Origin of the sequence: Paenibacillus sp. GYB004 (genome assembly GCF_036577605.1) — a bacterium.
GTDB lineage: Bacteria > Bacillota > Bacilli > Paenibacillales > NBRC-103111 > Paenibacillus_AB > Paenibacillus_AB oceani.
The window spans coordinates 154,495-178,809 of record NZ_JARBDB010000063.1; the positions used below are offsets into that span (position 1 = coordinate 154,495).

General features: G+C 53.2%; 28 protein-coding genes, 1 rRNA gene and 1 riboswitch. Of the genes, 4 read left to right on the top strand and 25 right to left on the bottom strand.

What is annotated here, in order from left to right; translation table 11 throughout:
- Nucleotides 1–206 precede the first annotated feature (206 nt).
- The 12 genes from PV433_RS28275 to PV433_RS28330 form a co-directional block, all read right to left on the bottom strand.
- The gene (locus PV433_RS28275; protein ID WP_332075357.1) at nucleotides 207–827 is read right to left on the bottom strand and encodes a 50S ribosomal protein L25; all 621 of its coding nucleotides are present in this window, start codon (nucleotides 825–827) and stop codon (nucleotides 207–209) included.
- 65 nt (nucleotides 828–892) lie between these two features.
- Nucleotides 893–2,293, bottom strand: coding sequence for a bifunctional UDP-N-acetylglucosamine diphosphorylase/glucosamine-1-phosphate N-acetyltransferase GlmU (gene glmU, locus PV433_RS28280; protein ID WP_332075358.1), 1,401 nt, complete (start codon nucleotides 2,291–2,293; stop codon nucleotides 893–895).
- A 259-nt stretch (nucleotides 2,294–2,552) separates the two neighbouring features.
- Nucleotides 2,553–2,837: a septation regulator SpoVG gene (gene spoVG, locus PV433_RS28285; RefSeq protein ID WP_110843786.1), complete on the bottom strand. Its 285-nt coding sequence runs from the start codon at nucleotides 2,835–2,837 to the stop codon at nucleotides 2,553–2,555.
- 114 nt (nucleotides 2,838–2,951) lie between these two features.
- On the bottom strand, nucleotides 2,952–3,344 hold the full coding sequence (locus PV433_RS28290) for a RidA family protein (RefSeq protein WP_332075359.1): 393 nt from the start codon (nucleotides 3,342–3,344) through the stop codon (nucleotides 2,952–2,954).
- A gap of 128 nt (nucleotides 3,345–3,472) precedes the next feature.
- On the bottom strand, nucleotides 3,473–4,291 hold the full coding sequence (gene purR / locus PV433_RS28295; RefSeq protein WP_332075360.1) for a pur operon repressor: 819 nt from the start codon (nucleotides 4,289–4,291) through the stop codon (nucleotides 3,473–3,475).
- Nucleotides 4,292–4,370: 79 nt separating this feature from the next.
- Nucleotides 4,371–5,225, bottom strand: a complete 855-nt coding sequence (ispE, locus tag PV433_RS28300) for a 4-(cytidine 5'-diphospho)-2-C-methyl-D-erythritol kinase (protein ID WP_332075361.1) — start codon at nucleotides 5,223–5,225, stop codon at nucleotides 4,371–4,373.
- Nucleotides 5,226–5,347: 122 nt separating this feature from the next.
- Nucleotides 5,348–5,536 carry a small, acid-soluble spore protein, alpha/beta type gene (locus PV433_RS28305; protein ID WP_332075362.1) on the bottom strand — a complete coding sequence of 63 codons (189 nt, stop codon included), beginning with the start codon at nucleotides 5,534–5,536 and terminating at the stop codon, nucleotides 5,348–5,350.
- An 86-nt stretch (nucleotides 5,537–5,622) separates the two neighbouring features.
- Nucleotides 5,623–5,898: a biofilm formation stimulator Veg gene (gene veg / locus PV433_RS28310; RefSeq protein WP_190931647.1), complete on the bottom strand. Its 276-nt coding sequence runs from the start codon at nucleotides 5,896–5,898 to the stop codon at nucleotides 5,623–5,625.
- Between the two features lie 251 nt (nucleotides 5,899–6,149).
- Nucleotides 6,150–7,022, bottom strand: a complete 873-nt coding sequence (gene yabG, locus PV433_RS28315; protein ID WP_332075363.1) for a sporulation peptidase YabG — start codon at nucleotides 7,020–7,022, stop codon at nucleotides 6,150–6,152.
- A 63-nt stretch (nucleotides 7,023–7,085) separates the two neighbouring features.
- Complete coding sequence (rsmA, locus tag PV433_RS28320) at nucleotides 7,086–7,997, bottom strand: 16S rRNA (adenine(1518)-N(6)/adenine(1519)-N(6))-dimethyltransferase RsmA (RefSeq protein WP_332075364.1); 912 nt, start codon at nucleotides 7,995–7,997, stop codon at nucleotides 7,086–7,088.
- The gene (gene rnmV / locus PV433_RS28325) at nucleotides 7,994–8,563 is read right to left on the bottom strand and encodes a ribonuclease M5 (RefSeq protein WP_332075365.1); all 570 of its coding nucleotides are present in this window, start codon (nucleotides 8,561–8,563) and stop codon (nucleotides 7,994–7,996) included. Before rnmV ends, rsmA begins: the two co-directional genes overlap by 4 nt.
- A 165-nt stretch (nucleotides 8,564–8,728) precedes the next feature.
- Entirely contained in the window at nucleotides 8,729–9,787 is a 1,059-nt protein-coding gene (locus tag PV433_RS28330; RefSeq protein ID WP_332075366.1) for a ubiquitin-like domain-containing protein, read from the bottom strand.
- 342 nt (nucleotides 9,788–10,129) lie between these two features.
- Nucleotides 10,130–10,282: riboswitch (cyclic di-AMP (ydaO/yuaA leader) on the bottom strand.
- 275 nt (nucleotides 10,283–10,557) lie between these two features.
- Between PV433_RS28330 and PV433_RS28335 the strand changes: the two genes are divergently transcribed.
- Together PV433_RS28335 and PV433_RS28340 are read left to right on the top strand one after the other, a co-directional pair.
- A complete protein-coding gene (locus tag PV433_RS28335; protein ID WP_332075367.1) occupies nucleotides 10,558–11,304 on the top strand; it encodes an ABC transporter ATP-binding protein in 747 nt (248 codons plus the stop codon).
- Nucleotides 11,301–12,515, top strand: coding sequence for an ABC transporter permease (locus tag PV433_RS28340; RefSeq protein WP_332075368.1), 1,215 nt, complete (start codon nucleotides 11,301–11,303; stop codon nucleotides 12,513–12,515). The genes PV433_RS28335 and PV433_RS28340 overlap by 4 nt, the downstream gene beginning before the upstream one ends.
- 112 nt (nucleotides 12,516–12,627) lie before the next feature.
- On the opposite strand, the gene PV433_RS28345 is transcribed toward PV433_RS28340, so the two are convergent.
- Together PV433_RS28345 and PV433_RS28350 are read right to left on the bottom strand one after the other, a co-directional pair.
- Nucleotides 12,628–13,395 carry a TatD family hydrolase gene (locus PV433_RS28345; RefSeq protein WP_332075369.1) on the bottom strand — a complete coding sequence of 256 codons (768 nt, stop codon included), beginning with the start codon at nucleotides 13,393–13,395 and terminating at the stop codon, nucleotides 12,628–12,630.
- Nucleotides 13,396–13,440: 45 nt separating this feature from the next.
- Nucleotides 13,441–14,733 carry an HD domain-containing protein gene (locus tag PV433_RS28350; RefSeq protein ID WP_332075370.1) on the bottom strand — a complete coding sequence of 431 codons (1,293 nt, stop codon included), beginning with the start codon at nucleotides 14,731–14,733 and terminating at the stop codon, nucleotides 13,441–13,443.
- A gap of 433 nt (nucleotides 14,734–15,166) precedes the next feature.
- On the opposite strand from PV433_RS28350, the gene PV433_RS28355 reads away from it, so the two are divergent.
- Complete coding sequence (locus PV433_RS28355; RefSeq protein ID WP_110843775.1) at nucleotides 15,167–15,430, top strand: AbrB/MazE/SpoVT family DNA-binding domain-containing protein; 264 nt, start codon at nucleotides 15,167–15,169, stop codon at nucleotides 15,428–15,430.
- A 123-nt stretch (nucleotides 15,431–15,553) separates the two neighbouring features.
- Here PV433_RS28355 and rsmI read toward each other — a convergent pair whose 3' ends face one another.
- The 10 genes from rsmI to PV433_RS28405 all read right to left on the bottom strand — a co-directional run bounded on the left by rsmI (nucleotide 15,554) and on the right by PV433_RS28405 (nucleotide 23,196).
- Nucleotides 15,554–16,453, bottom strand: coding sequence for a 16S rRNA (cytidine(1402)-2'-O)-methyltransferase (gene rsmI, locus PV433_RS28360; protein WP_332075371.1), 900 nt, complete (start codon nucleotides 16,451–16,453; stop codon nucleotides 15,554–15,556).
- Nucleotides 16,454–16,485: 32 nt separating this feature from the next.
- Nucleotides 16,486–17,301: a tRNA1(Val) (adenine(37)-N6)-methyltransferase gene (locus PV433_RS28365; protein WP_332075372.1), complete on the bottom strand. Its 816-nt coding sequence runs from the start codon at nucleotides 17,299–17,301 to the stop codon at nucleotides 16,486–16,488.
- A gap of 91 nt (nucleotides 17,302–17,392) precedes the next feature.
- Complete coding sequence (gene yabA / locus PV433_RS28370) at nucleotides 17,393–17,749, bottom strand: DNA replication initiation control protein YabA (protein WP_332075373.1); 357 nt, start codon at nucleotides 17,747–17,749, stop codon at nucleotides 17,393–17,395.
- A gap of 69 nt (nucleotides 17,750–17,818) precedes the next feature.
- Nucleotides 17,819–18,622, bottom strand: a complete 804-nt coding sequence (locus PV433_RS28375) for a PSP1 domain-containing protein (protein WP_190931637.1) — start codon at nucleotides 18,620–18,622, stop codon at nucleotides 17,819–17,821.
- Between the two features lie 23 nt (nucleotides 18,623–18,645).
- The gene (holB, locus tag PV433_RS28380; RefSeq protein WP_332075374.1) at nucleotides 18,646–19,614 is read right to left on the bottom strand and encodes a DNA polymerase III subunit delta'; all 969 of its coding nucleotides are present in this window, start codon (nucleotides 19,612–19,614) and stop codon (nucleotides 18,646–18,648) included.
- 20 nt (nucleotides 19,615–19,634) lie between these two features.
- Nucleotides 19,635–20,081, bottom strand: coding sequence for a YaaR family protein (locus PV433_RS28385; protein ID WP_332075375.1), 447 nt, complete (start codon nucleotides 20,079–20,081; stop codon nucleotides 19,635–19,637).
- 34 nt (nucleotides 20,082–20,115) lie between these two features.
- The gene (locus PV433_RS28390; protein WP_190931634.1) at nucleotides 20,116–20,445 is read right to left on the bottom strand and encodes a cyclic-di-AMP receptor; all 330 of its coding nucleotides are present in this window, start codon (nucleotides 20,443–20,445) and stop codon (nucleotides 20,116–20,118) included.
- 172 nt (nucleotides 20,446–20,617) lie between these two features.
- Complete coding sequence (tmk, locus tag PV433_RS28395; protein ID WP_332075376.1) at nucleotides 20,618–21,280, bottom strand: dTMP kinase; 663 nt, start codon at nucleotides 21,278–21,280, stop codon at nucleotides 20,618–20,620.
- Between the two features lie 71 nt (nucleotides 21,281–21,351).
- Complete coding sequence (locus tag PV433_RS28400) at nucleotides 21,352–22,827, bottom strand: aminotransferase class I/II-fold pyridoxal phosphate-dependent enzyme (protein ID WP_332075377.1); 1,476 nt, start codon at nucleotides 22,825–22,827, stop codon at nucleotides 21,352–21,354.
- Nucleotides 22,828–23,019: 192 nt separating this feature from the next.
- Entirely contained in the window at nucleotides 23,020–23,196 is a 177-nt protein-coding gene (locus PV433_RS28405) for a sigma factor G inhibitor Gin (RefSeq protein WP_190931693.1), read from the bottom strand.
- 265 nt (nucleotides 23,197–23,461) lie between these two features.
- Here PV433_RS28405 and PV433_RS28410 point away from each other — a divergent pair, with 265 nt between their 5' ends.
- On the top strand, nucleotides 23,462–23,983 hold the full coding sequence (locus PV433_RS28410; protein WP_332075378.1) for a hypothetical protein: 522 nt from the start codon (nucleotides 23,462–23,464) through the stop codon (nucleotides 23,981–23,983).
- Between the two features lie 208 nt (nucleotides 23,984–24,191).
- Here PV433_RS28410 and PV433_RS28415 read toward each other — a convergent pair.
- Nucleotides 24,192–24,315: ribosomal RNA gene (locus PV433_RS28415) — 23S ribosomal RNA — on the bottom strand; the annotation flags it as partial.

Here is a 24,315-nt window from a genome sequence, read left to right on the forward strand (position 1 = left end):
CGCACGCTTAGGAAGCGGAGAAGCTGCAGCCGGAATGCCCCCCATACGGCTGCGTTCTTCTCCTGCCCCATGCCGATTACTTCTGGGGGCCCGTCCGGGTTTTACGACTGATGTTGTCCCGGACAACTAAATAAGGGTTACGGTCCAATCGGAGCGTAACCCTTATTTATGTGTGCCGGCAGGATATGTCCTGTTAGCTGATGCGGCTAAACTGTTTCCTCCGACGGCTCAGCCTCAGCGGCTGCATCCGCGGCATCCGCGGTATCCTCGGTCGCTTTTTGCGGCACAAGAATCGTACAGAGCACCGCGTTATCGTCCGTCTTCAGCTCAACCGACTGCGGAAGCTTCAAATCTTTCGCCAGGAAGCTGTCGCCGAGCTGCAGACTGCTGACGTCGACTTCGATAGAACCCGGCAGCTCGTTAGGCAGGCAGCGAACCTCGACCTCATGGAGCACGGCTGTCAGCACGCCTCCTTCACGCTGGGCGGGCGACTCCCCGACAAACTCCAGACCGACCGTAGCACGGACCGGTTCGTTCATATTGATTTGGTGAAAATCGATGTGCAGCAGCGTACGCTGCAGGCTGTCGCGGTGCATGCCGTTAATCATGACCGGATGTTTGCCTTGACCTGGAATATCGAGTTCAATGATCGAGTGGGGGTTGCTCCTCAGCAAAGCGCCCAGTTCTTTCTCGTCTACCGTAATCGGCATGCTCGGCACTTTTTTGCCGTATACGACGGCAGGTACTTTCCCCCGCTCTCTCATCTGCTTTAATTCGGATTTTGTTGCATTATCGTTGCGCGTTTCCGCTCTTAGCGTCGCTTCCATTTCGAAATCCCTCCTGTTGATGGCTGGTCCTACTTAATTTACCCATCTTGCGGAGGTTCGAAACGTCACGTGGACGACTTGTTTTCTTTGGCCGCTTTGAACCGGCTGCGAAGTTTCTCCGCGTATTCCGGCTTGTTCGTCTGATGCTCCCGCGCGATGGCCATCTCGTTATCGGCTACGTTTTTCGTAATCGTCGAGCCGGCGACGAGGAAGGCTCCTTTGCCGATCGTAACCGGCGCGATCAGGTTCACGTTGCTCCCGATAAAGGCGTCGTCCCCAATAATCGTCTTATGCTTGTTGAACCCGTCGTAGTTGACGGTAATCGAACCACAGCCGAAATTGACGTTTTTGCCTACCTCGGCGTCGCCAATGTAACTCAAATGCGACACTTTAACGCCCTCTTCGAGAACGGCATTTTTAATTTCCACGAAATCGCCGATTTTCACATGTTTGGACAGCTTGGCTCCCGGACGCAGGTAAGCGAACGGCCCCACGGTAGACCCGTCGCCTACGGACGCCTCCAGCAGCACGGACTGCTTGATATGAACCCCGTCGCCCACTATCGTATCGGTCAGCTCGCAGTTCGGGCCAATCTCGCATTCGGTGCCGATGACGGTTTTGCCTTTCAGCGAAGTGCCGGGATAGATGACCGTATCCGCCCCGATGACGACGTCTTTCTCGATGTACGTATGCGACGGATTGATCAAGGTTACGCCGCCGGCCATATGGCTGCGATTGATTCGGTCGCGCATGCAGGACTCGGCTTCGGACAGAGCTACTTTATCGTTCACGCCCATACTTTCCGCAACGTCCTCCGTGCAATAACCGAGAATCTTCTCGCCTTTGGCGCGCAATATATCGATGACGTCGGTAAAATAATATTCCTTCTGAGCATTGTCGTTTTTCACATCCGCCAGAGCCTCGAACAATTTACGATTATCGAAAATGTACATGCCCGCATTGATTTCCTTTACGGCATCCTGCTCGGGCGTACAGTCTTTTTGTTCTACGATGGCAGCTACGTGTCCTTGCTCGTCGCGGATGATGCGCCCGTATCCTTGCGGCTTCTCCATAACTGCGCTCAGCAGTGTGGCCGACGCCCCCTGCTCCTGATGAAGGCGAATCATCGCCTGCAAGGTCGCCGCTTGAATCAGAGGGGTATCTCCGTACAAAATAACGGCCGTGCCTTCCTCGTCCTTCAGCATCGGACTTGCCATCATGACGGCATGCCCCGTTCCGAGCTGCTCCGCCTGCAGGGCAAATTCCGCACGGTTCCCCACGTACGCTTTGACCGCTTCCGCTCCGTGACCGACGACTACGACTTTCCGGTCGGCCTGTACCGACTCCAGCACATCCAGCACATGTCCGACCATCGGCTTGCCGCATACCGGATGAAGCACCTTGTACAGCTTTGATTTCATTCGTTTGCCTTGACCCGCTGCCAGTACGATCCCCAGTATCCGCATGTTCGTTTCTCCCTCCAGAAAACTAGTAAGTTAGCTTGTCAGATTAATAGTAAACAACAACCCTATATATATTCGTCATCCTTCCGGAAGAAGCGACCGCCGCGACCGGAAGTTTTCTCGGCAAGTTCGTCTCATGAAGTTATAAACGTCATCAGGACAAGGGCTGCGGGGCCCGATGCCCTAATCGAATATATCTCAATTTGCTCAAAAAGAAAAGAGAGCCGCTTAAGTATGGCTCTCCTCCACGTCATTATTTCACTCATGCTCCTTCTTCGATTACTTCCTCCTCGCTCGAGACCCGGTCGTACTCGGCCAATACGGCGGCCTGGATTTTCTCGCGAGTAGTCGAAGAGATCGGATGGGCAATGTCGCGGAACTCTCCATCGGGAGTCCGCTTGCTCGGCATCGCCACGAACATGCCATTGTTTCCGTCGATAACGCGAATGTCGTGAACGACAAATTCGTTGTCAATCGTAATGGAAGCAATCGCTTTCATTCGTCCCTCGGAGTTTACCCGGCGAAGACGCACATCAGTAATCTGCACTTGTGTTCACCACCTTTTTACTTAGGGAGACTTGGTTTATACTTCCACATTTATAATCTAAATCCTCCTAGATTTTGCCGATTATTTGTTATTTTTTTTAAATTTATTTGCTATTTAAACTTTTTCGACAACTTTCGCGGCAATCAGTTCAATTTCGACAAGAACATCCTTCGGCAGCCTTGCCACTTCGACAGTGGAGCGTGCCGGCTTATGCTCGCCGAAATAAGAAGCATAGATTTCATTAACGGTTGCGAACTGATTCATGTCTTTTATAAACACCGTAGCTTTGATCGTATGGGATAATGAGGCGCCGGCCGCTTCCAATACGGCGGTCAGGTTGCGGAATACTTGATGCGTCTGCTCCTCGATTCCGCCTTCCACCAGTTTTCCTTCGCTGTCGAGCGGAATTTGTCCGGAAGTGAAGATCAGATCGCCGAACGTTACGGCTTGCGAGTAAGGGCCAATGGCAGCGGGAGCTTTCGTTGTGGATACAATGTTCAAGTTCATATTTGGTTATCCCCTTATCTTCTTTAAGTTTGGTTGTTGGACTAGCTGTTCCCCTGTATAACCGAAAAAAATCACCTCGATGATCAAAGGCAATTTCTTCTTCCGGCGCAGCCGGGCCCCGCACGAATTTATGCGAAGTAGTTGCCCGGTACGACCGATATTTGCTTTGTTTTCGGATCGACTCCGGTCAGCTTCGCAATCGAGATATAGTCCTCGATCAGATGCTCGTCCACTTCGGTGGACTCTACGAACACGCCCACTCCCTGCACGGTGGCATGGAATTCTTTAAGCAGGTCGACCATCCCTTGAATCGTCCCCCCGGCGCGCATGAAGTCGTCGATAATAAGTACGTTCGACTGCTCCTTAAGCGACCTCCGGCCGAGCGACATCGTCTGGATGCGCTTGGTTGACCCCGATACGTAGTTAATGCTGACCGCCGAACCTTCGGTAACGCGATTGTCGCGCCGTACGATGACGACAGGCAGATTCAGAAAGGACGCCGTAGCGTAAGCTAGCGGAATCCCTTTTGTCTCTACGGTCATAACGACGTCAAGCTGCTTGTCTGCAAAGGCGGACGCGAACATTTTGCCGATATCGTTAACGAGACCCGGCTGGCCCAGCATATCGCTCATATACAAATAACCGCCGGGCAGTACCCGGTCGGGTTGTTCCAGCTGCCGGCGTATATCGCTCAATATATCGAGCGACGCCTCCTTGGATATTCTCGGCGTAAACTTGACGCCTCCCGCCGCACCCGCAAGCGTATGCAGCTCCCCAAGTCCCTCGTCCTCGAATACTTCTTTGATAATAGCCAAATCTTCACTGATCGACGACTTGGCCGATGCGTATCTTTCCGCAAATACAGTCAGCGGTATGAGCGAGTGGGGGCGAAACAACAAATACTGCGTCATTTCCACCAGCCTGGCACTTCGTTTTAATTTCTTCACGCGCCTCTCCCCCCACATCCGCAAAATTCCGAATATTATACACAGAATATATCATTTTCATACGTGATTTCGCAACTGATTACGGAAGCAGCCTGACGGCGTACACGTCTTTACAAAATCCCCGCAGACCGTTGTAGATACGCGCCACCTTCGACTCCTTCTGCACAAGTCCGAATACGGTAGGCCCGCTTCCTGACATCATCGCCCCGTCGGCTCCAAGCCGCAGCATACATTCCTTGATCTGCCTGACCTCGGGATAATGACGGATCGTAATATCCTCGAGCACATTGCCCATCGAGGCGCACATCTCCGCAAAGCGCTTCTCCCGGATCGCCCGCAGCATATCGGCGGTGGACGGATGACGCTGGATCGCGGAGGCATTCAACCGTCCGTATATTTCTTGCGTGGAGACATGAATCGGCGGCTTGGCCAAAATCACCCAGCATTGCGGCGGACCGTCAATCGGCTCCAGCTTCTCGCCGCGCCCTCTCGCGAGAGCCGTTCCGCCCGTGACGCAAAACGGCACGTCGGAGCCCAGCTCCGCCCCAAGCTCCTGTAGCTCCTCGGCCGGAATGTTCAGCTTCCACAGCCGATTCAGACCGCGCAGCGCTGCCGCAGCGTCGCTGCTGCCTCCAGCAAGCCCTGCCGCTACCGGGATGCGCTTGTCCAAATGAATATAGACGCCGCTCCGGACGTCATACCGTTCCTTAATCAGCTTCGCGGCCTGAAAGGCCAAGTTTTTCTCGTCCAGCGGTATATATCCCGCCTGGCTAGAGATGATGATCGTATCCCGAGGAAGCTCCTGCATCTCCAGACGGTCGGCCAGGTCAACCATGGTCATGACCATTTCAACTTCATGGTAGCCGTCGCTGCGCTTATGGAGCACATCCAGCAGCAAATTAATTTTCGCCGGCGCCTTTTCGTAAACTTTCATAACCCACCTTCTTTACCGAAGCGATAACTTTCCATATTATATCAGACCCCAAAAAGAAAAGCTAAAGCAGTTCCGCTGCTTTAGCCCTCATCCAGATCCATATGTCCGCTTCACGCCGGAAGTCAGCGTTTGGGAGCCTGATTCGCAAGCTGCTGTTCGGCGAGCTGGATCGCGCGCTTCACCATGTTGCCGGCATCTTTGGCGCGGATGCCGCCCCACCCTTCCTGTTGAACCGTGTTATAAAACCCCAAATCTTTGGCGAGCTCGTCCTTGAACTGCTCGGACATGATACCGCGTCTGCGTCGACTCATTCTTATCGGCCTCCTTCTAACTGCGGATAGGCCTATTATGTGAAAAAAGCGGCGAAACGATTCGTTTCGCCGCCGGGTTACGTCTTTCAATTATGGATATAGGTGATCCGGACTTGTCCTTCGTCCTGGCATACGGTCACTTCAACGGATTCGGTCAAAATGTCCGCATAGCTGTAAGACACCCGCTTAAACGCGTGCTGGTCTTGGTCCAGCTTGACGATAAAGACAGAAGGGTAGGTTTCTTCCAACACTCCGGAGCGCTCAATCGTCTTCCGACGGCCTCCGTTTGCCCGCAACATGATCTTCTGCCCGACATGGGCTTCCAAACTGCGTTTGATTTCCAATAGCGCATTTTTTGCCATTGTCAACTACCACCTCTTTCCTTAACTATTATAACTCATCCAGAGGTAGTATGTCAAATTAATCTAAATATTATAGCAGTCAAACAAAGTTGTTGTCAACGCCTTTTCTAACAGGTTTTTTGCGATTTTTCGCCCAAAATCAATATTAATATTCACAAAATGTTCATATTCTACTCCTTTTCGGCCACAAAAAGAAAAAAGCACCAGCAACCGGTGCTTTTTCAGGAATGATTTGCATAGTCGGGGCGCGTTCAGGGGGCCGGCTGAGCTTTCAGCTTCGGTAAGCCGAGCCGGTAGCTGCCACGCGTCTCCACTCCGCCAAGACCGTCAAAGCCGCTGATCGTGCTTTGAATCACATCTGCAACGTTGATCGTCTCCCGAACCGATGTGTATGCCGACTTCACGGCGATGCAGGCCGGGTCCAACGCATGAATCAGCACGCGGGCCGGAGAGCTGGCGAAGTTCGCTCCCGCTTGCAGCAGCGCCTCAAAATGCGACTGGCAGGCCCCCGCGATCACGGTGAGACCGTCCAGATTGCGCTCATATTCCCGCGCCGTCCGGATGCCGATCACGAAGTTGTGCGAATTTTTGTAGCCGTTTAGGCTCGCCGTATCGCGTTCCTTCACGTTTTTCAGAATACCGTCATGACCGGTGATCACGACAATATCCGGCTTCGTCTGAGGAAGCAGACGGTACAGCGCCTGCGACATATTCGGCTCGGTGACGTAGAATCCTTCCGCCGGCACACGGAATTCGCCGTATAGAGCCATGCTTTTGCGCAAATAAGTAGGGTCCCCGTCCAAATGGAGCACTTTGCCGGGCATTTCGAAATAAGAAGCTTGCGCAGCGTTCTGTTTGGCGCCGCCAAGCTCGTTTTGCTGTTTCTCGCGCTGCCAGATCCGGTAACGGGCCAGCTCGCGAAGCGATTCGCTCACTTTCATCTGCGAGTACTGCTGCTGCAGCGGCCGCGCGTCCCGAACCGGCAACAAATCCGTTACTGGCGAATCGGCCAGCAGCCGGAAGTCGACGCCTTTCAACACCGCGCGCTTCGTTTCGATCGCGTCGATCTTGAAAATGACGTCGCCGCCATAGGATTTCCGGACAACCAGTTCTCCTTGCTTCATACCACAATCGCCTCCTCGTCTATCCTATGGGCGATATGGGCGTTTGGTGCCTGGGATAATCTTTCAATCGCCGGACTGCTGTTCGAGCTGCCTACGATACGACAGCACCGCGTTCGCCAGCCGCGCATATTCCGCTATGCTGAGCGTCTCGCCGCGCCGCGTCGGATCGATCCCGCATTCCGCGAGTATCGTCTCCATCGCCGGCTTCTCGGCTTTGGCGAAAATGCCGGCGAGCAGATTATTGGATAATGTCTTGCGACGCTGTGCAAAGCAGGCGTGCACGATCTCGAAAAATAACGTTTCATCCTCGACGTGCGCCGGAGGCTCTTCCCTGCGCTTCAAGCGGATGACGGCGGAGTCCACGTTGGGCTGCGGGATGAATACGGTCGGCGGGACGATCGCCACCATCTCGGGCTCGCAGTAATACTGCACGGCGATGCTGAGGCTGCCGTACTCTTTGCCCCCCGGCTTCGCGGCCATCCGTTCGGCTACTTCCCGCTGAATCATGACGACGATATACTCAAGCGGCAGCTTCTCTTCAAGCAGCTTCATGATAATCGGCGTCGTCACGTAATACGGCAGGTTAGCCACCACACTGACCTTCGAGCAGCCGGAGAAGCGTTCCTGCCACAACGCGTGCAGATCCAGCTTGAGCACGTCGCCGTGCACGACGGAGGCATGCGGATAAGGCTCCAACGTCTCTTCCAGAATCGGCAGCAGCCGCTGGTCGATCTCGATCGCGACCACCACGCCCGCTTCCTTGGCCAACTGCTGCGTCAGCGCTCCTATTCCCGGTCCGATCTCCAGCGCCCCCTTGGAGGCGTCCAGCTCGGCGGCCCCCGCGATGTTGCGGAGAATGTTGGCATCCGTCAAGAAGTTTTGACCGAGGCTTTTCTTCAAAGTTAAACCGTGCTTGCGGATGATTTCCTTTGTCCGGTTCGGACTCGATACATCTGCGGCGCGATGGTTGTTCATCCGTTGTCATCCCCTTTTTCCGAAACGCTCATCCGCTCGTAAGCCAGAGCGAATTCTTCACGACCGATCCGAAACATCCGGCAGCGCTTGTAGAACTGTTTGCCGTTGCAATAACCGATTCCGAGCAGTTTGCCCATCTCCAGCCTCCGGGCTGCCGCCTGCGGATGCACGAGAAGGCCGGCGGCCATCAGATCGTCCATCGTAATATCCGATTCCTCATCCTGGCCGGGTGCCGCATCGGTGCGGACATTCTCAAGTGCCCGGATAATCGATTCTCGGGAGGCGTTCTCCACCCCGATGTCCGATTTGCGGGTCGCTTCCTCCTGGGTGAGAAAGGCGTGCTTGCAGCCCGGGACTTTGGCCGAGACGATTTTGCGGATGCGTTCGCCCGCATGATCCGGATCTGTGAATATAATAACGCCGCGGCGCTCCTTGGCGAGCGCAATTCGCCTCAGCACTTCGTCGCCGATCGCCGAACCGCCGGTCTCGATCGTCTCCGCATCCACCGCTCTCTTGATGGCGACTGTATCGTCCCGTCCTTCGACCACGATAATTTCTTGAATCATGTTCTGTGATTCCTTTCCTTGTACGAACAAAAAGAAGAGGGCTCGCCTCTTCTTTCACATTGTTGTTATATATCAATATACCCAATGATTCCGTTTCGATCAACGGTATTGCGGGTAATTGAATAATATAGATGGGGCCGGAAGGCCCGAAACAGCAGCGGAGCGTTAATTATCTACCGGCTTTTCTTTGCCGATAATATAGACTTTGTACCCGCGCTTCAGGCCGAAACGCTTGGCATAGTCAGGGTTGTCGAAGTAAACGTCAATCTTGTTCCCTTTGATGGCACTGCCCGTATCCTCGGCTCGGCGCAGACCGATCCCTTCGATGTACACCCACCAGCCAATCGGGATGACTTTCGGATCAACCGCGATCGTACGCCCTTCGCTTACCTTGGTACCGGAAAACGTGATGCCGTATTGAGGGTGATCGCTGGTCTTGCCTGTTGAAGCAACATCCACGGAATAAGCGGTTAGCGTAACATTATTCAAAATTTGCTTATAGCCGAATTTGACATCGCCTTTCATTACCTCATCGATATTCGGCGAAGAGGCGGACAAGACGACTACCGGATTTTTGGTTCCAAGCGCAACCACTTTAGTAACGCTTTCCTGTGCAACTTTCGTATCGACGACATTCTCGGCTACGAGCTCGCCGTCTTCGTACACCTTCTCGATCTTCTTCGCAAGTACGCCTTCAACGCCTTCCGATACAACCTGCTCCTTACCCTTGAGCAGATTGGGATCGTCTTGCTTGACCGTCTCGAACGGAATCGTTTCGGTCTGGTCTTCCACAACTTTGTGCACGCGGACAATCTGAATTTGAGAGCCTTCCGTTACGGCTTCTTCCGCGGGTGGCGTCAGCTTGTCGAGTTCCCCGATCTCCATGCCGAGATCTTGCAGCGTCTGCTCTACGGTTTTGCCGACCGTGTATAACGTTTCGGTTCTGCCGTCAGCCGTGAGCTGCACCGGGATTGTATGCTGGATATGAAACTTATCGTTATGCTTCAACTCGGTACCAAGCACCGCCGAGACCCGGTCGTGCTCGCTTACCGGAATTTGCTGTTCTTCCAGAAGAGCGGACAATGTAGTTTGTCTCGTTTTTATGTGTTTCTCTTCCCCGTTTACCACTAACCCCACTTTTTTGATAGACGTGCCTTGCATGAGCAGCACGAACATCGTTGTCATCACGATTGAAAACAAAGCGCCTACTAAGATCAAACGCAAGTTTCCATGCTTCCATCGCATTGCGAAAGACATGCTGGATGATCGCTTTACATGGGTTTCTCCGTTTTGAATAACGCCCACTTCTTCGGTCCTCCTTCATCAGCCTCGCCGTCGAGTGTTACGCATGACTAGAATTGACGTGACCTGGTTAAATTTGGATGATTCACGCTATTGCCATCGTTAGTAAGGCTCCGGGCTACAATCGTTGACAGATCCGGTACGCTCTGTCCTGCAGAAATAGTTTCAGGCGAAAATAAAAGCCGCGGCGAAGAGGTACTCTTCTCGCGGCGTTGAATCGAATGCTCATCCCATACTTGGGAGCGCATCAATGCCCGACAATCGTGCCTCTCTCTTCACGCTTACGAGGTTAGCTGCCGGGTTCGGACGCGAGAGTCGCCCTAATTGCACAGCGCCGCGAACGGCTTCGTGCAGTATTCACCCCATAGATAACTTGGTTCCCCCGTTTCCCTGTCGGAAACTCAGCGATGGGTAAGTCGATGGCGGTATGCGGTTAGAATCATTATGATCGTTATATTAAAGCCTTATGAAAAACCTGTAAAGAGGAAATAAATCCGATTTTCATGCGAAAAGGGGAAAAATCACCGAGAATTCACTTTTTTTATGCAACAAATCGTTGTTTTTCTTCGTCTAATTCTTTTATGCCGCTTTCTTCGTGTGTCAAACGCGAAAAGAAAGCGCTTTAACGTGATTTGCTCGAACAAAAATGTTATGATGTCCTACAGGTAAAAGCTTACATGTGGAGGAACATTATGAAACCGTTTTTGCATATTCAGGGGATGTCCGGCGGCTACATCTGGAACCGGCCGGTCGTCCACGAACTCTCGTTTTCGATCGATTCCGGAGAGATGGTCGGGCTGATCGGATTAAACGGCGCAGGCAAAAGCACGACGATCAAACACATCCTCGGGCTGCTCGTCCCTCAGCAGGGAGAAGTTCGGGTGAAAGGGCTCCGCGTGTCGGACGACGCCGAGAAGTACCGCGGCTCCTTTGCCTATGTGCCCGAAGCCCCCGAACTGTACGAGGAGCTGACGATCCGCGAACATTTACGGATGACGGCTATGGCTTACGGACTCGATGAGACGCAATTCAAGCGCCGCTCGGAGACGCTCGCCGGGCAATTCGACATGACCGAAAAGCTGGACTCCTTCCCTCAGACCTTGTCGAAGGGCATGCGTCAAAAAGTAATGATCATGAACGCATTTCTTGTCGAACCTCCGCTGTATGTCATCGACGAACCGTTCCTCGGACTCGATCCGCTCGGTATCCGTTCGCTGCTCGATCTGATGGTGGAGCGCAAACGGAACGGCGCCGCCTTCTTGATCAGCTCTCATATTTTGTCGACGCTTGAAACGTATTGCGACCGGTATGTCGTCCTTAACAAAGGGAGAATCGCGTCGAAAGGGACGCTCGACGAGCTGCGCCGGAGCGCCGGGGCTGTCCCCGATACAACGCTCGACGACGTATTTTATACGCTAGTAAAAGGGGGGCCGACATGAACCCCGCAGCCGCTTTATGGAAAAACCGGCTGACGGCCCATCTGAAAATCGTGTCGCGGTATACGGCATATGCCGGGCAGAGCGGATTTTTCCTGTTTCTCCTGATCGTGTTCATCGCCTCCTCCTATTTTTACGGCAAAGCTCTTGAACGCATACCGGAAACGTTTCCGTATGCAATCGTCATCGCTTTATGGCTGACGCCTTTTATCGCAGTTAGCCCGATCCGGACGCTGCTGCGGGAAGCGGATCTGATCTTCCTGCTGCCGATGGAAGCCCGGATGGGACCGTACTTCCGGGGCGCGATGCTGTACAGCTACTTGTCCCAATCGTTCCTTTTGGTGGTCGCTTTTACAGCGAGCATGCCGCTGTACCGGCACGGATACGGGGAGAACGCCCAGCCGTTCCTCGCGCTTCTGCTGTTCGCGCTGGCGCTGAAATTTGCCAACATGCTCGGAGCTTGGACGGAAAGCGCCTTCGTACGGACCGGCCACAGAGTCTGCTTCCGGATCTGTAGATTTGCAGCCGATGCGGTCGTCTTGTACGCCTTGTACCGGTACGAAATCTTAGCCGCTTCCATCGTCCTCCTGGCGGCCATCGGCGCAGCTGCTGCCTGGGCTCGTCTGTCCCGCCGGATTCCCGTCAATTGGCCGTATTTAAGAAGAAAAGAAGCCGGTCACCGGCTGACGATGCTGTTATTTTTCAACGGGTTCATCGATGTGGAAGAACTGCCGAGCCGGGTGAAACCCCGCCGGCTTCTGTCCGGATTAGCCGGGCTCGTACCGTTCCGCGCGTCTAACGCCTTCCGGTACCTATACTCGCTTACGCTGCTGCGCTCCGAACTGTTCGGCATCACGATGAGAATCACGCTGCTCGCGGTCATCATCCTGCTGTTCGTGGAAAGTCCGGTTACGTTCGCCGTCGTATACATGCTGTTCCAAGTAATGACGAACGTACAGCTGTCGGCTCTGGGACGATTCCACCGACATTCCGTCTGGACCGCGCTCTATCCGATTCCCGGCACGTTGCGCCGTCCTTCGGCCGCCCGGATCGCGTTCATAGCCCAGCTCGTCCAGATCGCGATCATGACGCTGCCCTTGTTCCGGCCAGCGGTATTCACAATATGGCTGCTGGCTCTCCCGCTCCTCGGCGTTTCGCTTGCCTGGATTTTCCGGATGCGAGGCATCCGGGCGGCCTCCGGTCATTCCGAATAAATCCGGCAAGCGCAAGTTAACATTAAAAATCCCCGCCGCTGCAACCGGCACGCTTTTCGAGCGTTCTCCGGTTGCAGCGACGGGGATTTATATTTTTTCGTAAAAAATCGGATCAGGGGAGACGGAACAGCCGTGTCGCATTTTCTGACGTGATCCTGGCAAGCTCCTCGAATGAAATGCCTAGTATATCCGCCGCCGCTTCCGCAACCAGTTTCACATATCCGGTCTCATTCCGTTTTCCCCGGAAAGGGTGCGGGGTCAAATACGGTGCATCGGTTTCGACAAGCAGCCGGTCAAGCGGCACCTGAGCAAGCACTTCCTTCGGCTGTTTCGCGTTTTTGTACGTAATCGGCCCGCCGAACGAAATATAAAAGTTCATATCCAGGCACAGCTTGGCCGTCTCCCAACTGCCGGAAAAGCAGTGCATGACGCCTCCGACATCCTCCGCTTTTTCTTCCCGGAGCAATTGAACGACGTCGTGATGAGCGTCCCGGTTATGGATGACGATCGGCATGCCAAGCTTTCTGGCGAGCCGGATCTGTTCCCGGAATACGCGGTGCTGCACCTCTTTGGGAGACGTGTCCCAGTAATAGTCCAGTCCGATCTCACCGATCGCCACCACTTTGTCCCGAGAACATAATTGCTCAATCCAATCCAGATCGTCCGGCTTCATATCGATCGCATCTGTCGGATGCCACCCTACCGCCGTATATATAAAGTCGTACCGCTCGGTCAATTCAAGCGAGGTAGGTATTGTCTCCCGGTTAAAGCCGATGTTGATCATCCGGCTGACCCCCTGCTCGCGGGCGCGCTCGATGACTTGATCCCGGTCCTCGTCAAACTGGCTTGCATTCATATGCGTGTGCGTATCGGTAAGCATATATCCATCCTCCAAAAACAATGATGTTCGAGACCTTTTCTACTATTATACCCTGTCCAAGCCGAGCATTTTCCGGATGCTGCTAGGGAGCGCCGACGCTCTGTCCCGGACAAGCTCCTCGGGATAATAAATATGCTGCTTCCCTCTATGAATTCCGCTGATCGAGCGGATGATATCCGACTTTCGCGATATTTCCGTAAGCCCTTCCTGATCGCTTAACAACAGGATCGGCAAGCTTTCTTCTTCGTCTCCGGGCCGGTATACGTCGTAGGGCATGTCGGTGATGGAGTCAATCTCCAGATAAAAGTCCGGATCGATGCCGGCCGCAGCAAGCCCGGACCGCAGTTCCCACTTGAGGGGCTCGTCCCAGGCGTCGGTTGCGGCATATTTAAATAGCCGTCTGTGCAGGAAACGTTCGCACAGATCCGACAGGATCGGGTCCTGTTCCTTGCTCCATTGCATAATGGTCATTTGGATATAAGACTCGTCGAGCTCCAAATATTCGCCGATCGACAAATTGTTCTCCAGCAGTCCTACAAGCGGCCCCATCAAAAATCGAAACGGGTAGCTGTCCCCATAAAGCCGCTTTGCTCTTTCGAATATTTTACGGAGCCCAATTTCCGAGCTGCGCGTAACCGGATGAAAGTAAACCTGCCAGTACATCTGGTAACGCGACATCAGGTAATCCTCGATCGCGTGCATGCCGCTTTCCTTCACCACGATATGGCCCCGGTGCGGCCGAATGACGCGAAGAATGCGTTCCATGTCGAACGTTCCATAGTGGACCCCGGTAAAATAAGCATCGCGAAGCAAATAATCCATCCGATCGGCGTCCAATTGGCTGGAGATGAGACTGACTACGATTTCTTTCTCGTACGATTTGCAGATGACTTCAGACACTTTGCGCGGAAGTTCCGGGTCAGCCTCCGACAGCACGCGGTTTACCTCGGTATCTCCGAGCACCAGCTTGCAGGTCCACTCTTCATGATGGGTGCCGAACACTTTTTCGACCGAATGCGAGAATGGACCGTGCCCGATATCGTGAAGAAGCGCGGAGCACAAGCACAACAGCCGCTCCTCGCCCGGCCAATCGGCGTATCCGTTCCGTTCGAATTGGGAGATGATGCGCCGGGCCACTTCGTAGACGCCAAGAGAGTGAGAGAAGCGGCTGTGCTCCGCGCCGTGAAACGTCATGAACGAAGTTCCCAGTTGGCGAATCCGGCGAAGCCGCTGGAACTCTTTCGTATTGATCAGATTCCAGATCGTCTCATCCTGGACGTAGATGTATTTGTGCACCGGGTCTTTAAACACTTTTTCTTCGCGCAATTGGCGGGGCATACCCAACCCTCCCGTACTTGAATTTTGCAGAAATAATCGCTGTTGTTGGTTCTCTTCAAGTATATACCAATATCGGGCAAATCACCTACCGGAAAGGTTTCGAGCCGCCTTGACAATCGCAGGGAAATTGTCGCCGAAGTTCGACATAATGCCGCAAAATTGTCGAATAATATTAAATTTTTGACAGTCAAATCTCGCGAAAAACTGACAACTCCTGCTCTATCTTTACATGGAATGTAAGGTATTTACTTCCATGAAGACCGCGAAAATACCCAGTGTTATCAGCACCTTCTATGTCAACAACAATAATTTGCGCGCGCCAAATCACGTTCAGGAGCCCCAAATTCGGTTGACTGTTATGGGAATGGTTGGTATGATTAATAGTGAAAAGAATGTCGAATAATGACGAATTAATTTGGGAGGAGAAATACACATGATGAAGTCCACTGGTATTGTCCGAAAGGTTGATGAGCTCGGGCGTGTCGTGATTCCAATAGAGCTTCGCCGTACTTTGGGAATCGGGGAGAAAGATGCGCTTGAGATTTACGTAGATGGCGAACGGATCATGCTCAAGAAATATGAACCCGCTTGTATCTTTACAGGGAACGCTGACAACCTCGTTTACTTCAAAGGTAAAATGATCAGCAAAGAATGTTTGGCCGAACTCGCAGAAATTTATAAATCTATGACAAATTAAAAGACAAAATCGAAATTATAGGTTATAATAGGAATACGAACATTGTTAATTCTAACCTTTATATATCTCCTCTACATCCCCAAGCGTATTGTGATGGCATACGCATGGGGATCTTTTTTTCATTTACTTTTCAAGCAGCGCATTGTAGATGTCCCGCTTGCTTACGTTTCGGTCTGCGGCCGCCCGTTTCATCGCTTCTTTCTTATCCCCGGTTTCCCTCTCGTACTTCGCTACATGCTCCGCGACGGATAACCCTGTCCACCAATCTCCCGCTTCGCCTGATCCGCTTACCGGGTCCACCCCGTTCCGGTCCACGACCAGACAATATTCTCCCTTAGGCTCCCTCTCCTGCAAGATGTCCAGGCATTCGCCGAACGAGCCTCTCAGCACCTCTTCGTATCTCTTAGTCAGCTCCCGAACTACCGCGATCGGGTGATCTCCCCATACTTCGCGCATCACCTCGAGCGTTTTCGTTATCCGATGCGGCGATTCATAGAAAATCAGGGTGGCGGGCACGGAACGAAGCCGCTCCAGCTCTTCTTTCAGCTTCTTGCGCTCCCTGGGAAGAAAACCCGCAAACAAAAACCGTTCCGTCGGAAGACCCGAGATGATCAAGGCAGACAGCGCCGCATTCGCACCAGGTATCGGCACGACATCGATACCGGCCTCTATGGCCAGACATACCAGGTCATAACCCGGATCGGAAATGGCCGGCATTCCGGCGTCGCTCACCAGAGCGATCGATTGCCCTTCTTCCATCATCCGGACGAGCTCCGGTCCGCTTGCCCGCTTGTTATGCTCGTGATAGCTGACCAGGCGCGTCGGAATCTCGAAGTGAGTAAGCAGCTTGCGGGTTTGCCGGGTATCCTCGGCGGCGATACAGCCCACTTCCTTCAAAATACGGATGGCGCGGAACGTCATGTCCTCCAGGTTACCAATCGGCGTTGCCACCAGATACAGCTTCCCCGTCCCCGGTCCGGGATGCCCCTCCCCGCTGTTTCTATTGCGGTTATTTACAGTCAAAATCAATCCCTCCGATACGTTGGCTAGCTTCCTTATAAAGACAGCTCACCTTTACCTGTCTCCACCTGCTGACGTTCCAGATCCGGTTCATCCGTTCCGAGCCTGTCGCTTCTTCCGTAATAGACGTCGAGCAGCTCGCGACAATACTGGCTCCCCTCATAGACGATAAGCGGGGGAAGCACCCGAAGCTCCGGCTTCCCGTCGCGGACCGCCTCGATCAGTACGATATTCGCTTCCTCGCCCGCCCTCGGATGAACAAGCCGTATCCGTTTCGGCTCCAGCCGGTGCTGTCTCATTCCGCACAGGATCTCGGCAAGCCGGGAGGGGCGATGCACCATCGCAACTTTGCCGCCGGTCCGGACGAGCCGGCTGCATGCAGCCAGTACGTCGTCCAGCGTACAGTAGATCTCGTGACGGGCTGCCGCTATATGCGGATTTGTCTTCCAATCGCCGGAGGCAACCGGCAAGTACGGGGGATTCACCGTCACCACGTCGAATTTCCCATACCCCAGCGACTGATGTACCGTCTTCAGATCGTCCTGCACGATGCGAATCCGTTCCTCCAAACCGTTCAACCGCATGTTGCGGACGGCCATGGCGGCCAATTTCTCCTGAATTTCCACACCCACTATATCCGCCTTTGTTCGCGTCGAGAGCAGCAGAGGGATAACGCCGTTACCTGTACAAAGATCGGCCACCCGTCCGCGAGGCGGCACGGTGCAAAACCGGCCCAGCAGAACCGCATCCAGCGAGAAGCTGAACACGTCATCGCTTTGAATGATCCGGATATCGTGTGTCAGCAAGTCGTCCAAACGTTCCCCGGGTCTGATGTCCACATGTCGGTCCATGACTTACGCTCCCTTCTCCAGAAAAAACCGCAGAGCGGCTCATCCGGCAGCTGATTCCCGCCGTCTTTTGCACTCCACGGTCCATCTCGGTTTATTTGTTTAGAAACGACAAGCAGAACAAGCAATCTTTCTCCGTTCGCAAATGTCCGTAATGCACATTGCATATATGAAACCCTTCTTGATACAGCCGGGCCAAATTATCATAACCTTCACCGACGATTGGAGCTTCTTTGGCCGCTTTATCCGTCTGCTCCTGCTCCTGGACAATCTCGGGCGGCTCCGGGTCACGCCGCAGCAGCTTGCGCAACTGCTGGTTTTCAATCGTAAGTCTTTTGTTCTCTTCCAGCAGTTGGACGATTTCCTGCTTCAATTCTCCAATGTATTGATGAATCCCGCCCACCTGATCTTCCAATTGCTGCATATGCGTAAACAGATCTTTTTTCTCCACGTCCGCACCCCAGTGCCAACTATACTTCAAGCGGGCCGATTAGGTCTGGCCCGCCGTGTCATGTATCGGCTAATCTTGTTCTACGACATCGTCGCAAGGCATGAACTCTACTTTACCGGTATCGAACAATTGAACTTTGATCGTGCGATTCTCCACATTCAGGCCAACCACTTTTCCGTTGCCCATCGACGTGATGACGACGCTGCCGACCCGAGGCATCTCCTGTTTGCCGCTTTCGTACTGGTCGTGCTCATACTTCAGGCAGCACATCAGCCGGCCGCACAAACCGGAAATTTTCGTCGGATTCAGCGATAAATTTTGATCCTTCGCCATCTTGATCGAAACCGGCTCAAAATCTCCGAGAAAGGAGGAGCAGCACAGAATGCGCCCGCATGGGCCGATGCCGCCCAGCATCTTCGCTTCGTCGCGAACTCCGATCTGGCGAAGCTCGATCCGTGTCCGGAATATGCCGGCCAGGTCTTTAACCAGCTCCCGGAAGTCGATCCGGCCTTCGGCTGTGAAGTAAAAAATAATTTTGTTGCGGTCAAACGTATATTCCACGTCCACCAGCTTCATCTTCAGCTGATGCTCCCGAATTTTGTCCTGGCAAGTAACCATCGCATTTCTGGCTGCATTTTTGTTCTCATCGACAAGTTTGGCATCGGATATGTCCGCAACTCGTATGACGCGCTTCAATGGAAGTACGACATCCGATTCGCCGACGGTGCGTCTGCCGATCACGACTTTTCCATATTCGACTCCGCGCGCCGTTTCCACGATTACCGCGTCGTCTTGCTGTATAGGAAGATCCGAGGGATCGAAATAATACACTTTGCCCGCTTTTTTGAAACGGACTCCTACGACACTATACACCTGCTCCCCCCCTGAGTAAAACATTATTTCACTCCGATCAGGAACTGCTCCAAAACAAGCTGAGCGTTAGCGTTGGATCGAAGCCGCTTGCGCGCCTCTACGGCACGTTCCATGCAACTGATCCAACCGTCGGCGTCCCGGGTAAAAGCTTGCTTGGCCAGCCAGTCCGCCTGATCTATATAAACAATGCTTCGTTTTCTGCCGAACGATACATGAATGAGATCTTTGTACCATAATATAATCATATCGAACAAGGTGTCCAAATGATCGGCTACTTCGGACTTTATAACCTTCTGCTGAACGGATACGACAAACGACTGTTTGCTTGCCACATCCTTCATCAATTGTATCATCACGTTTCTCGTTTCTGCAAACCAATTTATTTGGATAAGCGATCGGGCCGCCTCCAGCCCGGAGGCGAGATGGACTGCGGGGTGCACAAGCTCGGCCTGAAGCCCTTCGGCCAGTAGCGCACCCTTCATCTGATCCGGTGGCAGCGGCAGGAACGGAACCCATTGCGCACGGGATTGGATGGTCGGCAGCAGGGCTTGTCCGTTCTCGGTAATCAGGATCGCGATCGACGGAGTCTGCGGCTCCTCCAGAAACTTGAGCAGGCTGTTCGCCGCCTGAACCGTCATCCTGTCGGCTTCATTCAGTACATACACTTTGGTCCCGGATGAAGACGAACGATAAGCGAACTGCTGCTGAAGCGTACGAATCTGATCGATCTTGATGCTCGCCCCGTCAGGCTCCACCCAAGTCAGATCGGGGTGGTTGCCGTGCGCCAGCTTCCGGCACTCCAGACATTCGCCGCAAGCTTCGTCGGAGCCGCGCGTACAGAACAATGCGGCCACGAACGCTCTCGCCATCTCTTTGGGTCCGCTGCCGAGCGGTCCGGCGAATATATAAGCATGGGACAGTTTGTCCAAACGCAAGCCGTTTTGCAGCAAGCGCTTGGCCCTCTCCTGTCCCGGTATCGATTGAAAGTTCATAATCACTCTCTCCATGAATGCTAGTAAAACAGATTGATCAGCATCCCGCGGATTTCTCCGACTTTGCTCAGAAGCTCGATCTTGCCTTCTTCCGTATCGAGCATCTCGTCCGCCATCCCGATCAGGTGCTGATCGATTTCGTCCAGCAGCTTATATCGTTTGCCGCGCCCGCGGCGGTCCCATCCGGAAGTATCCTTAATACCGATCCCTTTGCGTACGGTTTTCTCCAGAAACTGCTTAACCAGCAGCTTATAGGCACGCAGCTCGCGAACCGTCATCGACTTGCTCAGACGCTCGCCCTGCAGTTGAATTTGTTGAAGCATCCGGTTCAATTGCTCGGCATCCGCTTTCCCGTCTTGCTGATTCAGCATATCGGAGAAATTTTTGGGTGCGATCGGGGTCGATGCCGGACCATCGCTCATTTGGATCGGTTTCCCGAACGGGCGCCAGCCGGGATTGATTTTCACGACGTCTAGTTCCTTCCTTTATATACGTAGTAACTTAGAAATGCTCAAAACGTTCTACAGGAAGAACGAACACGGCTGCTCCGCCAACTTGCACTTCGACCGGGAACGGGATGTAAGAATCCGTCGTGCCTCCCATAGGCGACACCGGCGTTACCAGTTGGTCGCGTACTTTGCAGTTCGCTTTAATAACATGGAACACTTCATGAATTCGTTCATCTTCAATCCCGATCATAAACGTCGTATTGCCGGCCTTCAGAAAACCGCCGGTACTGGCCAGCTTCGTCGCACGAAATCCTTCCTTAACCAGTGCATTCGACAACCGGTTGCTGTCTTTATCCTGTACTACCGCGATTACCAGTTTCATGTGCAATCCCTCCTCTGATCGATTGTTAGGCACCGTCCGTATGCGTATTATACCACATTTTACAGAAAACGTTTACAAGGCGTACGGATGCGCCTGTTTGGCAAATCATACCGCGGACCCAACCAACCATTCGACAGGATGAGCCCTTCTTTCGAAGGGGCACATCACTTTATTATACACTATTTTGCTTGGTAGTGTTCCTGCTGCGCAATCGATCCGTTACGACATCCGACAAGGCACGAACGACATCCGACTCCGATTGATCGGCGTCGACGCGGATGATCCGGTCCGGGAACCGTTCGAGAAGCTGTCGGTATCCGGCTCTGACCCGTTCATGAAACGAAAGAGCTTCCAGATCAAGCCGATTGACTTCGCGATCCCGATTGGCATGAATGCGGGCTAACCCTACTTCAGGCGATACGTCGAGAAATAAAGTAAGGTCGGGCATCGTTCCATCAATGGCAAACCGGTTGATATCGAATATTTCGTCTATACCAAGTCCGCGGGCATAACCTTGGTACGCAAGACTGCTGTCGATAAACCGGTCGCACAGCACCACCTTCCCGGCCTGCAAAGCCGGCCTTACTTTCTCTACCAAGTGCTGACGCCTCGCAGCCGCATACAGCAGCGCTTCCGTTCTTCCATCCATCGTGACGTTGTTTTTGTCCAATATAACTTCACGGATTTGCTCCGCAATCGTAATACCTCCGGGCTCCCGGGTAACGACGACTTCATACCCCGCCTGCATCAATACTTGTTCGATCGAGCGAATCGCCGTCGTCTTTCCTGCGCCTTCTCCGCCTTCAACCGTTACGAAAAATCCAGTAGTAGTCACGATCTGTTCTCCCATGGTAAGCATTTTCGCCATTCTTATACATTCGCTATTACATCTTCCATTTCCTGCCCTTATCTTATGTTAACAATTTGAATCGTTCGAAGCTTCGGGTCGGCAGCCCCTTGGAATTTCGCGCCTTTGGAGGCCAGCTCGGTTATAGCACGAACACTCTGTTCCGTGATCCGCTCGCCAGGATATAAGATCGGAATCCCCGGCGGGTAGGGAATAATCATCTCCCCTGATACGAATCCCGACGCCTCGGATACCGGTACCGCACTCAAGTGTCCCGGCTTGGCCATACGAAACGGAACCGGCTCGGACACCCCTGTCCCTGTCTCATACGTTTCCGCACGGTCGGCCGGGAGGCGCTCTCCCTTGCTGCTATTCAGCTTATCTGCCAAGTCGAAATCGGCAGCAATTTGCCCGAGTCCCGCCAACAGAGCGTCTATCTCCGACTTCTGTACGGACAGGCTGAACACGAGCAGTACATGCCTGGGGTCGGCCATTTCGCACATCAGGCCCCTGCCCTCCAACTGCCGGCGGAGCATGAAGCCGTCCAGCGTTCCGGTAACATCGGATACAGCCACCTTAAACGGGTCCTTCGATTCGTATGCGGCCGAAGGCGATCCTTGGATCGTCCGGTACCACGGCCACCGCCGAATCGCCAGCTCCAGCCGTTCTAGTTCTTGCAGGCTACGGCTGATCCAACCTGTTCCTTCTGTATGAAGAAGACGCCGGCTCGCATCCAGCGAAGCCATAATGGGATAGGAAGGGCTGGAGCTTTGCAGCATGGCGAGGCGCTGCTTCAGCAGCTCGCGGTCGATCCGCGGGCCTTGAACATGGAGCATGGCGCCCATCGTGAGAGCTGTCAGCATTTTATGAGTGGACTGGATCACTACATCCGCTCCTCCGGCTAGTGCCGACTGGGGAATATCCGGATGGAAGCCGTAATGCGCACCGTGAGCTTCATCCACGACAAGAGGTTTGCCGTATGCATGTACCAAGTCCGCAAGCTTCGTCAAGTCGATCCCCATCCCGTAATAATTCGGATTGGTCACAATGACCCCTGTCGCCTCCGGATACTGCTGCAAAGCTGTCTCCACATCGTGCAGCCGAACGCCTGCCGGCAATCCGGAAGCCTCGTCGCAGAGCGGCTGTACAAAAACCGCGCGGGCACCGGCAAGCATCAACCCGTGCAGAATCGACTTATGCACATTTCTTTGAACGATAACGACATCATCAGGCGAGCATAGGGTTAACACAGCTGCCAAGTTACCTACCGTGCTCCCGTTTACGAGAAAAAACGTCGCTTCGGCGCCGAAGCATTTTGCAGCCAGCTGCTGCGCCTGAAGAATCGGTCCTTCCGGGTCGTGAAGGTCATCCAGTCCGGTTAATTCGGTCAAATCAATTTTCATAATATCCCGAAAAATATGAGCTTCCGGCTGCAGCCCTCTTCCGGAGCGGTGTCCGGGTACGTGAAAGCCGGTTTCATAGTTGCTGCTATGAGTCAAAAGCGCCTCCAGTAACGGCGCATCCTCGCGCTTCATTGGTTTTGCCTCCTCCTGCCGCTATACGTTAACCATACAGGATCAAGGAGCCAAAAAGCAAAAAAAGGCCTGCCCCTCGCCGGAAGACCTTTTGAACCATACAGCTTTTAACAAACTACCCTCTCAGCCCGATACCTTGGGCCTGTACGTACCCCTGGACGAAGCGTCTCTCCGGCCAAAGGCCATGGCCGCCTAAGCATTCATTTTATACCATATTTTGTTCATCCGATGAATGAAGAACGGATATTTGGCATCCAATACATCCGTCTGGACCATCTCCGATTCGCAAGCGTCGCATATAAATTCCGAACAAATCATGATCCCGTCTGGCTTCGGCTGGTCGCATATGATACAAGTGTAGGTTTTCATTTCCTCTTGTTCCACTCGGTTCACCCGCCTTTTCTCTACCAGTATGCCACAAAATCGAATCTCGTAAACTAGAGTTACCCGGATTTTTGAGAAAAAATAGTCCATGTTCAAGCAAATTGCGGATGGTAAGATAAAGTATGTGGGAACTGGGCGAATGGTTCCATTGTTATCGCGTTCCTTATATAATAGAAAGGGAATCTTTTCGAAGATCTTGTCATCGCGTACTTGCAGAAGCAGCGAACCGTCAGCCGGGAGGTATATTTACTTGCATCGCTTGGATAAAGAAGCAACGGTCTATAACTACAAATTGGTCAAACGCATACGCCATCGCCCCCTGCCGCTGCTGCTCTACGGGGTATTACCGCTTTCCGCGGCACTTTATCTGGCTGTAGCCGTATCGGCTTGGAGCTTGCTGTGGATGGCCGGCGGGATCGTGCTGATCCCGCTTATGCTCTGTGGCTTGACCTCCTTGTATTTGAAATATCTCGGTTCCGGCCAGCGCGGCTCCTGGTCGTTCGACGTTCGTCCGCCCTGGTTTGGTTTGATCCCGGGAGAGTATGCCCCGCTTGGCGGTTTTATTCGTATTCACCGTCAGCTGTTCTGGATCGGGCTTGCCGTTCCCGGCTGTTTGTATCCGTGGGTGCCGTTTCCTTACTGGCTCTCGCTTCTCGCCGTACATATCTGGTACATGCTCCCGCAAATGTGGATCATCTTTTTGTTAAAGCGAGCTGGAAAGCCGGGACTTCTCAAAATTACCCGGAACGATACTTCGTTCTACATGGAATAGCCCGGAGTTGCTCCGGGTTTTTTGTGCGGACGGATAGACGGGGAATGGTTGCGTAGGAAAACAAAAAAACCACGCATTCATGACGTGGTTTTTAGCAATGAATAAAGGGTTTATTCCCTGAAAACTGAATGCGAACCGAAGAAGAGAGAGAGATGAAACGTTACCTCAAGGGCTCTTGAGGCCTCCACGAAGGTTCGTGGAGTATTGATAGGATAAGCCCTCGACCGATTAGTATTCGTCAGCTCCACACATTGCTGCGCTTCCACCCCGAACCTATCAACCTGGTCGTCTACCAGGGGTCTTACGAATTGGGAAATCTCATCTTGAGGGGG